This window comes from Paenibacillus litoralis (assembly GCF_046244365.1).
In the GTDB taxonomy this organism is placed as follows: domain Bacteria; phylum Bacillota; class Bacilli; order Paenibacillales; family NBRC-103111; genus Paenibacillus_V.
The window spans coordinates 3,444,517-3,459,039 of record NZ_CP176395.1; the positions used below are offsets into that span (position 1 = coordinate 3,444,517).

Genomic DNA, 14,523 nt, shown 5'->3' on the forward strand with positions numbered 1-14,523 from the left:
TTAACATGAACAAAAACAGAAAAGCAATGAGTGCGCTTCTTGCGTCTGCGCTTCTTGCGACCGTATTTGCCGGGTGTTCGGACAAAAATACAGCCGAGCCTGAAAAAAGTTCGGCTCCGAGCGCCGAAGCGGGCAATGGCGGGAAGTCGCTGCCGATTGTGGAAAAACCGATTACGATCAAATGGTACCAGACCAATTTTGCCAGCGGTGTTCTCCAGAATATGGGGGAGTCCGAAGGATTTAAAGAACTCGAGAAGCGAACCGGCATTCACATCGAGTGGCAGCATCCGTCCTCGAATGACCAGCTCAATGTGATGCTGGCCTCCGGGGAATATCCGGACGTCATTTTTTGGAACTGGTCGAGCGTACCTGGAGGGCTGCAAGGTATGATCGACAAGGAAGTCGCCATAAAGCTGAACGACCTCATCGATAAGTATGCTCCCAATTATAAAAATGTTTTGAATAAGTACCCTGATGTGAAAAAGTTTGCCATGCTTGATGACGGGACCTACCCGGCCTTCTTTCAGCTTGATCCCGATCCGCAAAGAACAACGTATGTAGGACACATGCTCAGGAAAGACTGGCTGGATAAACTTGGACTCAAGCAACCGACAACGATTGACGAATGGTATACGACGCTGAAAGCGTTTAAAGAGAAGGATCCGAACGGCAACGGCAAACCGGATGAAATCCCTTACGGCACTTCCAAAGAATCGTTCATGACCAGCGAGTTAGCGGCGGCATGGGGAATTTTGGACGGGTTTTACAATGATCCGCAAAGCGGAAAAATGGCTTACGGCCCGATACAGCCGCAGTACAAAGAATACCTTGCGACAATGGCCAAATGGTATAAAGAAGGGCTTATCGATTCCGAATACGCCTCGATCGACAACAAAAGCCTGAACGCCAAAATCCAAGGAGACCTCGTCGGTTCTACCTATGGCTATGTCGGGTCGGGACTCGGGAACAACACGAAGGCTGCAAGAGCCAAATTACCGAACTTTACGCTTGAGGGGGTAACGCCTCCAATTGGCCCGGCCGATAAAGCCTATAATCATGCGGGAGATCGCATTCAAAAAGTAGGGTTGTCCGCTGTTATTACCAAATCAAGCAAATATCAGAAGGAAATTGCCAAATTGATGGATTATATGTATTCCGAGGAAGGGCAAGCACTGCTTAACTGGGGGATCGAAGGCAAAAGCTACACGGTTAATAACGGGAAAAAGCAGTTCACCGACAACATCTTGAAAAACAGTGAAGGGAAGGCCCCCAGCCAGGCCATTGTCCAATATGCTTTCCCTATTAATGGCTTTACGAAAGTGATGGATTACGAACCGTACCAACAAATTAATTTCGGTTTGCCTGAACAAGTCGAATCCGTCCGAAACTGGGCAAAAGGAGACACGGCGTTGAATGTGCCGACACTGAGCTTCAATTCGGATGAGAGTTCGAAATTGCCTACGATCATGAACGATATCAACACGTATAAAAGTGAAATGGTAACGAAATTCATTATGGGTGTGGAACCGATCAGCAAATTTGATGAGTTTGTTAAAAAGATGAAAGACATGAAAATCGAGGAAGCGACGAAAATTAATCAGGCTGCTTTTGACCGGTTTAACTCACGTAAATAAATAGGTATGGAATCCAAGCCGCTTCTCAACTGTCAAAGCGGCTTGGATTTTTTTTGCGAATTCTAGAAAGTAAATAGCGCCGCGGAAATCCGTTATTGTCGTGGAACCGGATCTCTCCTCTCCTTGAAGGGGGTACCGCGCAAACGTATAGCTACGCACCAAGGACCGTCTGGTGATCTTCCGGACGGTTTTTCTTAAAGTCTCAGAAAGTATAAACTCCGCGGATTGTTCGCTTTCTCGGTAAACGTCTGGCTCCAAAGGACTCCGATAGGCGTTTATCCTTGCGCTTCAGAGGTTAATAGCCGCTGTCCGCAGGGCGGTGGTACAATAAGGTATATTGACGGAAAGTTGTATATTGCTCATCGCAAGGTTTTCAACGATTCTGAACCTATATATTCGGTGGCTATTTACCGTCTAAACGCTATTCGAGCCCATTGGAGGACATTGCATGCCGGGTAAATGGTTTATACGGCTGTTGCTTTCCTATCTGCCGATCTTTATCCTCGTCATTTTCAGCTTGTCGATTATCTTCTTCGTTATGGTAAATAACGTGTCCCGCGAGCAAGCTCAGCGGGCGAATGAAGTGTTCATGGAACAAGTGCTGGTCCAGTTGGACCGTACGCTGGAGTTCATCAACCAACAAATTATGAAGGAATCGAGCTATAACGACGAACTGAAGGGCTATTACTTCAAATCGACGCAAGAGGCGTTTGAAAGTCTCGTCGTGCCGTCCAAAAAACTGCGTGAAACGATCGGAGCCCTGCCTCTCGTCGATTCGATCTATATGTACCGCACGGCCGACGAAATGGTGCTGAGCAAAAACTCGATCATGCCGCTAAGCCAGTTCGGCGACCAAGAGTTTGCAAGAAACATATTGCGGGAAGGGGCGCCGCCAAAATGGCTTCCGGTTCGCTCGTACAGGGAGTTTACGGACGAGCCTCAGACAAATGTCGTCTCGTTGGTGCGCAATGTGCCGTTGTTGAGCGGCGAGCGGGGATTTATTGTGGTCAACGTAGGCGTTCCGATGATTGCCAAGTACATCATGGATATGTCCAGCAACAAATACAGCTACATCCAATTGGAGGATCAGAACGGTATCGACATTTTGAATGCCAATGCTCCTCAAAACGGGTCGGAAATCAATACCGCAGTGTCGGATTATACCGGATGGAAGATTCACAGCGGGCTTCGCGACGGCGGCTTGTTTCATGTGTTTTCCCGGATTCATTGGATTTGGCTGGGCATTACGGCATTTACCCTGATCATGGGGCTGGTATGGCTGATCGTAGCCACAAGGCGAAACTATCGCCCCGTCGAAGTGATTGTCGAGCAGATCCGGCATTTTGCCAAGCAGAGGAGCCAGCTGCTCATCGCATCCGGCGGAAATGACGAGTTTCGGTTCATTGAGAGCGCGCTGAATCGGTTGATTGAACAATCCAATAAATACGATCAGCGGTTCCAGGAGGATTTGCTTTATCGGCGTCAATATTTTTTTCAGGAAACGATAACGGGCAGCAGGGCGATTTCGCCGGAGGATTGGAACGGGGAGCTCAACGGGTTGGAGCGTGCCCAAGAGACGGAACGTTTGATCGTATCGGTCATTGAAATCGACAAATATCAGGAGTTTGCCAGCATTTATCATCAGCGGGATCAGAGCTTGCTCAAGTTTGTTGTGAAGAGCGTCGTGAACGAAATTGCCGCAAAGCATGCCATTCCTGTTTGGTCGGAGTGGATTGCGAGCGAAAGGCTCGGGGTTCTGTACGGTTCGGCAAGCAGCGAGGAAGCGAGTTTACGCACCTTGAAAAGCATGGGAGAAGAGCTGCATGTGTGGGTGGAGAACCATCTTCATTTTAGGGTTACCTCCGGGATCGGCTCCGCCGTTGAAGAGGTGAGCGAAATCCCGCTTTCCTTCGAGGATGCGTGGAATGCATTGAAATATAAGAAGGTGCTGGGGGGAGCGGGAACGTTCCTTTATTCGGACATGAACGCCAAGTCTTCGGATACGATTTATCGAAATCTGGATACTATCCGCAAGCTTACCTCCTGCTTCAAGCAAAACAATGCGGAATGGGAAACGATTTACGAGGAGATATTTTTGAATTTGCGCAATAACTTGAGCTCAAAGGATGAAATCGTCATTGCGGTCAATTATTTAAACTATCATCTGAATCAATCGTTGAAGGAGATGGCCTATGAATACCGCGGACGCTGGGAAACGGACATCTATCCTAAGCTTGCCGATGCCGTGGAGAAATTCGAGACGCTTGATGAAGTGAAAGCGCTGGTTCGCGAACTTCTCGGAGAAGCGTTTGAACATATTCATCGCATGCGGGAAAAGCGGAGCGGCCATACGTTGATTCTGGAAATCAAATCGTATATCGAGGAGCAATATGCGGACCCGAATTTGTCTTTGCAGATGATCAGCGACCATTTTCAATTAAACACCAAGTACGTCAGTCAGTTGTTCAAGGACGAGATGGGTGAAAAGTTCGTCGATTATTTGGCGCTTCTCCGAATCCGTCATGCGAGGCAGCTCTTGGAGGAATCGAATGCTTCCGTTCAAGATATTGCCGTGAAGGTCGGCTATACGCATTCGCTTTCGTTTATCCGATTGTTTAAGAAGGTGATGAACGTAACGCCGGGGGATTACCGCAAGCAAAAAGCTTATACCGAAGGATTATGATCACGTGATTTTATACGATGGTATAGGCCGGGCGATCTTCTTACCGTATCTAGCGAAAGGGCTGCCTCTTGGCGGCCCTTCGCTGCGTAGACCGGCAGTAACCGGAATCAGCAGGAGATGGCCTAGCATTTTCGTGCACGAAATGCACGGACAGACCGTTTCGAAGTCGATATAGTGAAAGGGAGAGGATGACGGAGAGATGGAATGGGTTGAAAGAATGAATAAAGCGATCGGCTATATGGAGGATCGCATTGCCGAAGACATACCGATTTCCGAGGTGGCGACTATCGCGTGCTGCTCATCTTACCATTTTCAGCGGATGTTCTCCTATGTTACCGGTGTTCCGTTATCGGAATATATTCGAAGACGGCGACTCACGCTAGCCGCTTTCGAGCTTCAAAACAGCGAGATCAAGGTGATTGATCTCGCGCTTAAGTACGGCTATGAATCGCCCGAAGCATTCGCCCGCGCTTTTCAGCATTTGCACGGGACTACGCCGACTGCGGCACGCAAACAAGGGACGACGCTAAAAGCCTTCCCGCGAATGTCCATTCAAATCTCGATTACAGGAGGAACGGGGATGAATTACAGGATCGAAGAAATGTCCGGCTTTACTATTGTTGGAATAAAAGAAAGCGTCGATACGGAAAATGCTTTTACCCAAGTGCCTGAAATATGGCGGAACGCCAGGGAGGCAGGGGTTTTTGAGGAATTGTGGGAAATCCGAAATCCCGGCATCAAACTAAGGGGGATACTCGGGGTCTGCGCCGACGGCGATTTCGGTAAAAAGGAAGCGTTTGATTACATACTGGCCATCGCAACGGATCAAGAGCCGCCGCACGGTATGATGAAGCTGAATTTTCCGGACGCCACATGGGCGGTTTTCGAAGCGCCGGGTTCCCCGAACGGCATTCAAGAAATTTGGAAGCGGCTGTACACGGAATGGATTCCTGCATCCGCTTATGAGCTTGCCTACTTGCCGGCCATTGAATGTTATTTGCCTGTAGAAGAAGCGAAGAACGAATTATGGGTTCCGGTTATGAAAAAACGGTAAAGCAGCTCGCAACCTGCCCTCCTGCTATCGGATCCGGCTCATGCGCATCGTAGCTTCGTCAATTTCCCGCTCGGACAAATGGGAAAACCCGAAAACCGCGCAAGGGCGGGGATCGCATGCATAGTGAACCGTCGCATCGGTCAGTTCGACGCCGTTCGCTTGGCAAGTGGCCCTATACTGCCACCATTCCTCAGCCGAACGTCTCCACCAAGAGAACAGATGCAGGCCGGCATCCGTCGGCACGATTTCGAACCGGTCGCCGCACCGGTCGGTAAGCAGCTTCTCCAGCTGCGCATATTTGCGGCTGTACACCCGTTTCATTCTGCGCAGATGGCGTTCGTATTGGCCGCTATTCATGAAAGCGGCAAGCGCCCGCTGCTCGAGCAGAGAGGTCGGATGCGGCTCGAACAGCTGCTTCGCCTTGGCGAACGGACCGCGCAGCCCCGGCGGCAGCACGGCATAGCCGAGCCGCAGGTTCGGCACCATCGTCTTCGTGAAGGTGCCGATATAGACGACGCGACCGTCGCGGTCAAGCGCCTTAAGCGGCTCGAGCGGCCTGCCGTTGTGGCGGAACTCGCTGTCGTAGTCGTCCTCGACGACGATCGCTCCGCGTTCGGCCGCCCACTGCAGCAGCTGCCGCCGCCGCTCGAGCGAAAGCACAGCGCCGGTCGGGAACTGGCGGCTCGGCGTCACGAAGGCAAGCCGCGCATCCCAGCGGCTTATCTCGATGCCGCGGCCGTCCACGCGCGCCGGCACGAGGCGCCCGCCTGCTGCGCCGACCGCGCTGTGAATCCCGCGGAAGCCGGGATTCTCCACGACGACGGCGTCGCCGGGCTCGACGAGCAGCTGCGCAAGCAGCGCCAGCGCCTGCATCGAGCCGCTCGTCACGGCGATGTCCGCCGCTTCCGCGGCGATGCCGCGCTCCCGGCGCAAATAGCGCGCGATCGCCTCGCGCAGCGGGACGTGCCCGAGCGAAGCGAACGCCTCGGCACGCGGCTCCGCGAGCAGCTCGCGCGCTTCCGCATACAGGCAGCGGTTCCATTCCGCCGCCGGAAAATAGCTCCGATCGGGCATCCCAAGCCCGAAGGAAATCTTCGTCACGCCGTGCGGATAGACGGCCTCTGCTTTTTCTGCGGCACCGGCTTCAGCGCTGCCTCCCGCCTTTTGCAGCGACTGAGGCCCGGTCATGCCAGTCAGCCGCAAATGCTCGTCAGACCGTGCTTCCGGCATTACGTTTTCCTCGAGCCGAAGCGGATGTTCATCCACGCGCCGCCCCCATGACGACAGCTGCAGGGGAACGCCGTTTAGGGCTGCCGATCCGCCGTCATTCTCGTTAAAGGATACATAGGTCCCACTGCCTACGCCGGCCGTTACATAGCCTTCCGCCGCCAGCATCTCGTAAACCTGATTGACCGTTCCGCGCGACAATCGGTACATGGCGGCAAGCTCGCGGGTCGAAGGCAATTTGCTGCGGTCTTGCAGCTTCCCCGTTGCAATGGCGTCCTTCATAGCGTGAAACAGGGCCAAATATTTGGCGCCGTATTGCTCGACATACGTTTCGAATGGAATCTGCACGCGCGTTCTCCCTTTGTCTAAGTGGTCTATATAAATTGATCATAAATGGCACTTTTCTCATGTCATCCGGCTGCGTACAATCATATCATCAGTCTGTTACTGGTGACAAATAGTAAAGAGAAGCAGGGGTGGACGAACATGCGCAGACAAGAATTTTCGATGGCGGAAGAACGGGAAGAAGTGGAGCGTTTTTTGGAGGAAATGACGTTCGGATTTCTCGGAACGGCGGGAGAGGATGGTTTTCCGCATATCAAGCCTATCAACTATGTGTTTCATAAGGGCAGCTTTTACATTCACGGCAGCAAAATCGGCCAGAAAATGACGGATATCCGTCAGGATGAACGGGTCTCGTTCGCCGTGGCCAAAGAATACGCCATCATTCCGTCTTATTTTAGCGATCCCAAATTCGCCTGCCCGGCGACAAGCTTTTTCAAATCCGTGTATATCACGGGAAGGGCTACCGTCCTCGAAGATATTGCGGAGAAAGCGGAGGCGCTGGAGGCGTTCATGCGCAAGCTTCAGCCGGAAGGCGGCTATGACCCGATTACCCAAGAGGACGAGGCGTATGTGCCGCGAATCCGGGGCGTTGCCGTCATGAAGATCGAGGTGGAATCGATGAACGCCAAGTTCAAGTTCGGTCAAAACCAGCCTCAAGCCAAAATGGAGACGATCGCCGCAGCACTGGAGCAGCGGGGGCGAGAGCTCGATCCCGAAACGGCGGAGCTCATGCGCAAATATTGTCCGCATCACGCAAATACCCCCGCCGAATGACGGGGGATTTGGGCTTTACCTGTTTGTTCTCCAGCGCAGGCGAGAAGAGGCTAAACTTACTTTTCACGCTCTCTCGATCTGTTTCGTAAACCAGCAAGTCCAAGGAGGCCAAGAAGGCCTAGCCATCCCCAGTCCATATGATTGTCATTTGTTGCATAGGCTCTTGTGGTATTGTTCCCAAAATTCGTTGTTCCTGTGCCGTAGGCGTTCGTATTACCGGCAGGATTTGCTGTGCTTGTGTTTGCCGCGCCCATTCCCGTCCCTGTTGTTCCTTCTGCAAAAGCGGGCAAGGAAAGGAACAAAGACAAAGCCATAATCATCATTACGGAAAGCAGTTTTTTCATTTTTGAATGACCTCCTTAAATGTTTAGACTTCAAACAACTCATGTCTCCGAACATGAAGCGGCGGCGGAAAAGCTCCTTGTTCGTTATTTGTCAATCAATCGTTAGAATGCCCTCATTAGTAAGAGCTATTCGCATGCTTAGTTCTCGTCTAAAACACCCGGCTCTCATTTTTCGGGAGATCAAATTTCGATGATGATCGTAAGAATCATCGGTCTTTTTTTCGTCCGTGCATACAGAAATTTACTTAACGAATCTTTCAAGTTCTTTTTCATGACATGCCATTGGCTGATTTTGGACTCGTGCATATTATGGACGAGTTCGATAACGTGCCGGTTAATATCCTTCATTAGAGCCTCCGAGTCACGAACATAAACGAACCCTCGGGAGATCGTTTCGGGTTCGGATACGATTTTGCCTTCTGTTTTCGAAAGGGTGATGACGATAATCAGAATACCGTCTGCGGAAAGCTGTCTCCGGTCGCGGAGCACGACGTTCCCGATCTCCCCGATTCCAAGACCGTCCACCAAGATTTGGCCTGCCGGAATACGTCCCGTTTGACGGACGATGCCTGCATTCGATTCCACGACATCGCCGTTATTTAGAATGAAAATATGGTCGCTCTCGACTCCTACCGCTTCTGCAAGGATGCGGTGTTGATGCAGCATTCGGAATTCGCCGTGGATCGGAATGAAAAATTTCGGCTTCATCAAGGTGAGCATCAGCTTCAACTCTTCTTGGCTGCCATGCCCGGAAACGTGAAGCTCGCTGCGCGAACCGTAGATGACATTGGCGCCGAGCGCATACAGATTGTCTACAATTCGAGCCACGTTGCGTTCGTTGCCGGGGATCGGGTTCGCGGCTATAATGACCGTATCTCCCGCCTGGATCTCCATTTGTCTATGGTTAGAGCTGGCCAGCTTGGATAAGGCGGCCATCGGTTCGCCCTGACTTCCGGTGCACAGAACGACTAGCCTTTCCGGCGGAAGCTTAGCGGCTTCTTGGGGTTCGACGAGAAGGCCTTCCGGGATATCCAAATAACCGAGCTCCTGCGAGACGGCTGCGACGTTTACCATGCTTCGGCCCAGCAGGGTTAGCTTGCGAGACGTTCGTTTGGCGGCGTCAACAACTTGCTGAAGCCGGTGAACGTTGGAAGCAAAAGTGGAAATGAATACTCTTCGTTCCGCCTTGCCGAAAGCTTCTTCGATATGGGCTCCGACTAGCCGTTCCGAAGGGGTAAATCCCGGTCTTTCGGCATTGGTGCTCTCCGAGAGCAGGACCAGCACGCCCTTCTTGCCGATCTCGGCCATTTTATGAACATCCGGGTATTGTTTATTGACGGGCGTCATATCGAATTTAAAGTCGCCTGTATGTACGACAGTCCCTTCCGGCGTGTCGAAAACGACGCCAAGACAATCGGGAATGCTATGATTGGTATTGAAAAAACGGCAGTTCACGGTACCGAACGCGATTGTAGAATCCGCATCGATACGCTGCAAGGTTGTTTCCCGCAGAATACCGTGCTCCTTTAATTTAATCTCGATTAAACCTAAGGTCAGTCTAGAAGCGAAAACAGGTATCTGAAGCTGTTTCAGCAGATAAGGGATGCCGCCGATATGATCTTCATGTCCGTGAGTGACGACAAGCCCCCTAACCTTATCTTTATTCGTTAATAAATAACGGATATCCGGAATGATGAGGTCGATGCCTAGCAGGGTTTCGTCAGGGAATTTGGATCCGCAATCGATGACGACGATATCGTCCGCGTATTGCAGGATGTACATGTTTTTCCCAATCTCGTTAACTCCTCCTAAAGCCGCAATCAATAAACGTTCTTCCGATCCCTTCATGAACCATCCCTCCTGAAATTTTCCTGCCGGCATTGTACATCGTTACTATGCTAAGTCCGGCTGTCAATTATTCTTATCGGTTTCATAATGTCGACACCATTGTCTTAGCACTATTGGTACCGAAAGAAGAATCCTTAAACGATAGCGAAGACTCGCGTAACGGCAGCTTCTCTTTTTTGCTTCCGCAATGTTTCGCATGCATATTGGTCAAGTCGTGCGGCATATAGTTATCGAGCTTCGTTTTGAAAGGAGAAGATACCCTTGCATGTATCCCAATTCCGGTCATTCGAACCGTTTATCGGTCCCTTCGATCCTTGCCCGCCGATCCGAGTGAAATATTACAGTACGCCGGTGAACTTGTTTATAGGATTCCAGCCGCCCAATTTGCAGCAGTTCAACCCATTTGACGCTTTGAAGTACGGTACCTTATGGCCTGCGCTCTATAGCCCGTATGAAAGAAGACGGTAAAGGGAGGCGAAATCGATGGCGATGGCGATAGACGAAAATTATTACAGGCTGCTGCACGAGCTGCAGGCGGTAGATTTTGTACTGGTTGAATTGACGCTATACTTGGATACGCATCCGGGTGATCAACAAGCGATCCAGCAATTCAACATGTGCGCGCAAAAAAGAATGGAGCTTGCCCGTAACTTCGAGTCGATGTACGGTCCTTTGATGCAATTCGGCCATAGTTTCTCACCGCCGAACTGGCAGTGGGCGGAAGCGCCGTGGCCATGGCAGGTTTAGGAATTAGGAAGGAGGGCGATCATACCTATGTGGATCTATGAGAAGAAATTGCAATATCCTGTTCGGGTGAGCAAATGCGATCCCAGGATGGCTAAATTCCTCCTGGAGCAATACGGCGGAGCGGACGGGGAGCTGGCGGCGGCGTTGCGCTATTTGAATCAGAGGTACTCGATTCCTGACAAAGTGATCGGGCTCCTTACGGATATCGGAACGGAGGAGTTTGCCCATCTCGAAATGATCGCGACGATGGTATATAAGCTTACGAAGGATGCGACGCCGGATATGATGAAAGCGGCCGGTCTTGGGGAGCATTACGCCGCCCATGATAACGCGCTCTTTTATCAGAACGCTTCGGGGGTGCCTTGGACGGCTGCTTATATTCAAGCAAAAGGCGATCCGATTGCGGATTTGTACGAGGATATCGCGGCAGAGGAAAAGGCTAGGGCTACCTATCAATGGCTGATCGATCTGACGGACGATGTTGACTTACAGGACGGTTTGAAATTTTTGCGGGAGAGAGAAGTGATTCATTCCCTACGTTTCAGAGAAGCGGTTGAAATCATTAAAGCCGATCAAAGCCAGCAAAAGGTTTTCTAGTAGGAAAGCCCTGTGAGGAAACATCTTTACTCCTCGATTAATGTCATGTGACAAACACCGATGTTCGGTGTTTTTTTGTGTTTCTATGAGCGCGTAAGAAATGACAACGATCGTCAGTTAAAAAAGGACTATGAAAGTATAAATTTCTGCATATGGAAGCTCCCGCATACTTGTTAGAATCGAGTTGTCGGAAGGAACGCATGCAAAAGGAAGAAGGTTTATCCGAATGTAAGCGGAAACATCCGTCGGAATCATGTCTATGTGCGCGCAATATCGTGGAGGGGTAAGAATGAAGGAGCGAAACTATGAATTCCGGAGACGGCTGGAGGCGGTTCACAAGCTGAATCGGCGCAATCCGGTGCTGAAACCGGATCAAGGCGAAATCGAGATCGGGCATGACTGGCATCTTGTCATCGGCGAGCAAGCCGGTCCTCTTGTACAGCAGGTGGCGAAGGATTTGCAGGATTACCTGTTCGTAAGCATGCAGGTTTCGGTTTCCATTCGCCGGGTCGCCGAGATCGGTGAAATGGCGGACGCCGGCGAGCGAGTCCTTGTTCTGGCTACGAAGGAGGAGCTGTCCGGCCTCGGCAGCCGGCTCGACAAACCGCGCAGCTACCGCATCGCAGTTGGCGCCAATCGCATCGTGGTATGCGGCTGCGACGAGAGGGGCGTCGGACAGGGCAGCTATTATTTGGAAGATGTGATGAATTTGCGCGAGGCGCCTTTCGTAAGCGCCGTGGATATATCCCGGGAACCGTTATTCTCCCCGCGCATGGCGCACTCGGGCTGGGGACTTGACCGATACCCCGACGCGCATCTGAATGCGATGGCTCACGCGGGCATCGATGCGATTCTCGTGTTCGTCAAGGATGTAGATCGAACGCCGGAAGGTTACATGGACTTTAATTATCTCGTCGACCGGGCGGCCTTGTACGGGCTCGATGTGTATATGTACAGCTACCTGATCAACCGCAAGCATCCGGACGAGCCGGACGCCGAGTCGTATTACGATGGCACGTACGGCAAAATATTCGAAGCGTGCCCGCGGTTCAAGGGGATCATTTTCGTCGGAGAGTCATGCGAGTTTCCGAGTAAAGACCCGAATACGACGGGCGTGCTCCGTCTGGAGTGGCCCGCCGATCAGCCGCAAAAGAAGCCGAGTCCGGGCTGGTGGCCGTGTTACGACTTTCCGGAGTGGCTGAACATGCTCAAGAAAGTCATCCGCAAGCATAATGCCGACGCGGACATCGTCTTCTGGACGTATAACTGGGGCTGGGCGCCGGAGGAAGAGCGGCTGAAGCTGATACGAGCTTTGCCGGAAGATATTACCTTGCAGGTGACGTTCGAAATGTTCGAGCAGATCAAGCATGAAGGCGTTACGAACGTGTGCGTCGACTATACGGTTTCGTTCGAAGGACCCGGGCAATATTTCAGCAGCGAGGCGAAGGTTGCAAGCGAGAGAGGAATCAAGCTGCACACGATGTGCAATACGGGCGGGCTTACATGGGATATCGGCGTGATTCCTTACGAACCGGTACCGTACCAGTGGGCAAGGCGACATGCCGCTCTGCTCAAGGCGCGGGAAGACTGGGGCTTATCCGGACTGATGGAATCGCATCATTTCGGCTGGTGGCCGTCGTTCGTCAGCGATATTACGAAATGGACGTACTGGAGCCCGAGCCCGCCTGCCGAGGAGACGTTCACGGCGATCGCCCGGCGCGATTTCAGCGAGGAAGCGGTCCCGCACGTGCTGGAGGCGTGGCGGCATTGGAGCGAGGGAATCCGCTGTTATATTCCGACGAACGAGGATCAATACGGTCCGTTTCGGATCGGTCCCTCTTATCCGTTCCTGTTTCGCAATAAAGTACGTATCCCTGCATCCTGGCATGCGATGTTCGGCAGCGAAATAGTCATTGCCGACTACGAGCCGCTGGAAGGGGCGCGCCAATCGCTCGGAAGCTCCCGGATCGATGCGGAAATACGCAGCCTGGAACGGATGGCTGCGCTTTGGCGGCAAGGAAACGCAAGCCTGGAGGAGGCGCTTCGCTTGACGCCGGATAAAAAGCTGGACGAGGGCAGACTTTTGCTCGGGCTGAACCTCTTTATCGTACATGCGGTGCAGACGACGATCCATATCAAACGATGGTGGAAGCTGAAGATGCGGCTATTTAACGAACCCGAGCCTGCGAAGGCGGGTCTGATTTTGGAGGAAATGGAGCGGCTGGCTCTATGTGAAATCGCCAATGCGGAGGCTGCCATTCCGCTTGTGAATGCCGATTCCCGGCTCGGCTGGGAGCCGAGCATGGACTACATGACGGACGAAGCGCATTTGCGCTGGAAAATAGCTCAGGTACGCAGCGTGCTGGAAGACGAGTTCTCGGAATACCGCAAATCGCTTGCGTTGATAGAGGGAGGCGTATATGAAAGACAGAAATAACGAGCGGCTGCACATAAGAACCTCAGCTGTGCCTAACGTTTCCAAAGCGGATATGATCCGCGCCTTTCAAGAGGTTGGCGTTGCTGCGTCCGATACCGTACTCATCCATTCTTCTTTAAAAAGCTTCGGCCATGTTATCGGCGGCCCCCTAAGCGTGATCGATGCGATCAAGGAAACGGTGACGGAAAGCGGCACCGTCGTGTTTCCGACGCTTGTTCAGCGGGATTTTGCCAATGCCTACCGCCATTGGGATATTCGTAACTCGCCCTCCGACGTAGGAAATATAACCGAAACGTTCCGTCTGCTCCCTGACAGTATTAGGAGCGATCAAGCTACGCATTCGGTTGCCGCATGGGGGAGTCGGGCAGCCGAAATCACGGGCGAGCATGCCGCTTACGGTCCGCGGATGGGCGTTTTTGGAGACTATTGCTTCTCCTACTCGTCGCCCTGGCAGAAAATGTACTTGCACAAGGCGAGAATCGTGTTTATCGGGATCGACATGGTCTATAACACATTCAAGCATTTTGCCGAGTATGCTCTGGTGGAGCACTATTGCAGTGCCATTAGCGATCCAGGGAAGAAATGCTCGGCCATGTCGAAGATTGCCAGACATAACATTCCGGGGGTTTGGCCTTTTCACGATGCGGCCCAAACGCAGTCCATGCTGGATGAACTCGGCGTTATCACGTATGCCAAGTGCGGCAACTCGCTCTTCACTAGCGTCAAGGCTAACGACTATGTCGACAATGTGTTGCGGGCATTCAAGAGTAGCCCGCAGAAGTGGTTCGACGACGCCTTTCTCTCTTGGCTAGAGAACGAAGCGAACGGCTAAA

Annotated in this window: 12 protein-coding genes; 9 read left to right on the forward strand and 3 right to left on the reverse strand. The window is 52.0% G+C overall.

The annotated features are described in order from the left end of the window. The first annotated feature begins 5 nt into the window (after window positions 1–5). From ACKGJP_RS13770 to ACKGJP_RS13780, 3 genes are all read left to right on the forward strand, one after another. Entirely contained in the window at window positions 6–1,634 is a 1,629-nt protein-coding gene (locus ACKGJP_RS13770) for an extracellular solute-binding protein (protein ID WP_409346198.1), read from the forward strand. A 448-nt stretch (window positions 1,635–2,082) separates the two neighbouring features. Further along, window positions 2,083–4,317: a helix-turn-helix transcriptional regulator gene (locus ACKGJP_RS13775; RefSeq protein ID WP_409346199.1), complete on the forward strand. Its 2,235-nt coding sequence runs from the start codon at window positions 2,083–2,085 to the stop codon at window positions 4,315–4,317. 199 nt (window positions 4,318–4,516) lie between these two features. Then, window positions 4,517–5,371: a GyrI-like domain-containing protein gene (locus ACKGJP_RS13780; RefSeq protein ID WP_409346200.1), complete on the forward strand. Its 855-nt coding sequence runs from the start codon at window positions 4,517–4,519 to the stop codon at window positions 5,369–5,371. Between the two features lie 24 nt (window positions 5,372–5,395). On the opposite strand, the gene ACKGJP_RS13785 is transcribed toward ACKGJP_RS13780, so the two are convergent. After that, a complete protein-coding gene (locus tag ACKGJP_RS13785; RefSeq protein WP_409346201.1) occupies window positions 5,396–6,946 on the reverse strand; it encodes a PLP-dependent aminotransferase family protein in 1,551 nt (516 codons plus the stop codon). 138 nt (window positions 6,947–7,084) lie between these two features. Here ACKGJP_RS13785 and ACKGJP_RS13790 point away from each other — a divergent pair, with 138 nt between their 5' ends. Next, a complete protein-coding gene (locus ACKGJP_RS13790; RefSeq protein WP_409346202.1) occupies window positions 7,085–7,717 on the forward strand; it encodes a pyridoxamine 5'-phosphate oxidase family protein in 633 nt (210 codons plus the stop codon). A gap of 56 nt (window positions 7,718–7,773) precedes the next feature. Here the strand turns inward: ACKGJP_RS13790 and ACKGJP_RS13795 are convergent, their stop codons facing one another. Further along, window positions 7,774–8,061, reverse strand: coding sequence for a WGxxGxxG family protein (locus ACKGJP_RS13795; RefSeq protein ID WP_409346203.1), 288 nt, complete (start codon window positions 8,059–8,061; stop codon window positions 7,774–7,776). A gap of 180 nt (window positions 8,062–8,241) precedes the next feature. Continuing rightward, entirely contained in the window at window positions 8,242–9,909 is a 1,668-nt protein-coding gene (locus ACKGJP_RS13800) for a ribonuclease J (RefSeq protein WP_409346204.1), read from the reverse strand. Window positions 9,910–10,170: 261 nt separating this feature from the next. Here ACKGJP_RS13800 and ACKGJP_RS13805 point away from each other — a divergent pair, with 261 nt between their 5' ends. The 5 genes from ACKGJP_RS13805 to ACKGJP_RS13825 all read left to right on the forward strand — a co-directional run bounded on the left by ACKGJP_RS13805 (window position 10,171) and on the right by ACKGJP_RS13825 (window position 14,522). Continuing rightward, the gene (locus tag ACKGJP_RS13805) at window positions 10,171–10,377 is read left to right on the forward strand and encodes a spore coat associated protein CotJA (protein ID WP_409346205.1); all 207 of its coding nucleotides are present in this window, start codon (window positions 10,171–10,173) and stop codon (window positions 10,375–10,377) included. Window positions 10,378–10,392: 15 nt separating this feature from the next. After that, a complete protein-coding gene (locus tag ACKGJP_RS13810) occupies window positions 10,393–10,656 on the forward strand; it encodes a spore coat protein CotJB (RefSeq protein ID WP_409346206.1) in 264 nt (87 codons plus the stop codon). Window positions 10,657–10,683: 27 nt separating this feature from the next. After that, entirely contained in the window at window positions 10,684–11,253 is a 570-nt protein-coding gene (locus ACKGJP_RS13815; RefSeq protein WP_409346207.1) for a manganese catalase family protein, read from the forward strand. A gap of 289 nt (window positions 11,254–11,542) precedes the next feature. Next, window positions 11,543–13,690: a hypothetical protein gene (locus ACKGJP_RS13820; protein WP_409346208.1), complete on the forward strand. Its 2,148-nt coding sequence runs from the start codon at window positions 11,543–11,545 to the stop codon at window positions 13,688–13,690. Continuing rightward, window positions 13,674–14,522 carry an AAC(3) family N-acetyltransferase gene (locus ACKGJP_RS13825; RefSeq protein WP_409346209.1) on the forward strand — a complete coding sequence of 283 codons (849 nt, stop codon included), beginning with the start codon at window positions 13,674–13,676 and terminating at the stop codon, window positions 14,520–14,522. Before ACKGJP_RS13820 ends, ACKGJP_RS13825 begins: the two co-directional genes overlap by 17 nt. Window position 14,523: the final 1 nt, after the last annotated feature.

Excerpts from the sequence above, each read along its gene's own strand:
- ACKGJP_RS13770 (WP_409346198.1), top strand. The coding sequence starts at position 6 with ATGAACAAAAACAGAAAAGCAATGAGTGCGCTTCTTGCGTCTGCGCTT.
- ACKGJP_RS13775 (WP_409346199.1), top strand. The coding sequence starts at position 2,083 with ATGCCGGGTAAATGGTTTATACGGCTGTTGCTTTCCTATCTGCCGATC.
- ACKGJP_RS13780 (WP_409346200.1), top strand. The coding sequence starts at position 4,517 with ATGGAATGGGTTGAAAGAATGAATAAAGCGATCGGCTATATGGAGGAT.
- ACKGJP_RS13790 (WP_409346202.1), top strand. The coding sequence starts at position 7,085 with ATGCGCAGACAAGAATTTTCGATGGCGGAAGAACGGGAAGAAGTGGAG.
- ACKGJP_RS13795 (WP_409346203.1), bottom strand. The coding sequence starts at position 8,061 with ATGAAAAAACTGCTTTCCGTAATGATGATTATGGCTTTGTCTTTGTTC.
- ACKGJP_RS13800 (WP_409346204.1), bottom strand. The coding sequence starts at position 9,909 with ATGAAGGGATCGGAAGAACGTTTATTGATTGCGGCTTTAGGAGGAGTT.
- ACKGJP_RS13810 (WP_409346206.1), top strand. The coding sequence starts at position 10,393 with ATGGCGATGGCGATAGACGAAAATTATTACAGGCTGCTGCACGAGCTG.
- ACKGJP_RS13815 (WP_409346207.1), top strand. The coding sequence starts at position 10,684 with ATGTGGATCTATGAGAAGAAATTGCAATATCCTGTTCGGGTGAGCAAA.
- ACKGJP_RS13820 (WP_409346208.1), top strand. The coding sequence starts at position 11,543 with ATGAAGGAGCGAAACTATGAATTCCGGAGACGGCTGGAGGCGGTTCAC.
- ACKGJP_RS13825 (WP_409346209.1), top strand. The coding sequence starts at position 13,674 with ATGAAAGACAGAAATAACGAGCGGCTGCACATAAGAACCTCAGCTGTG.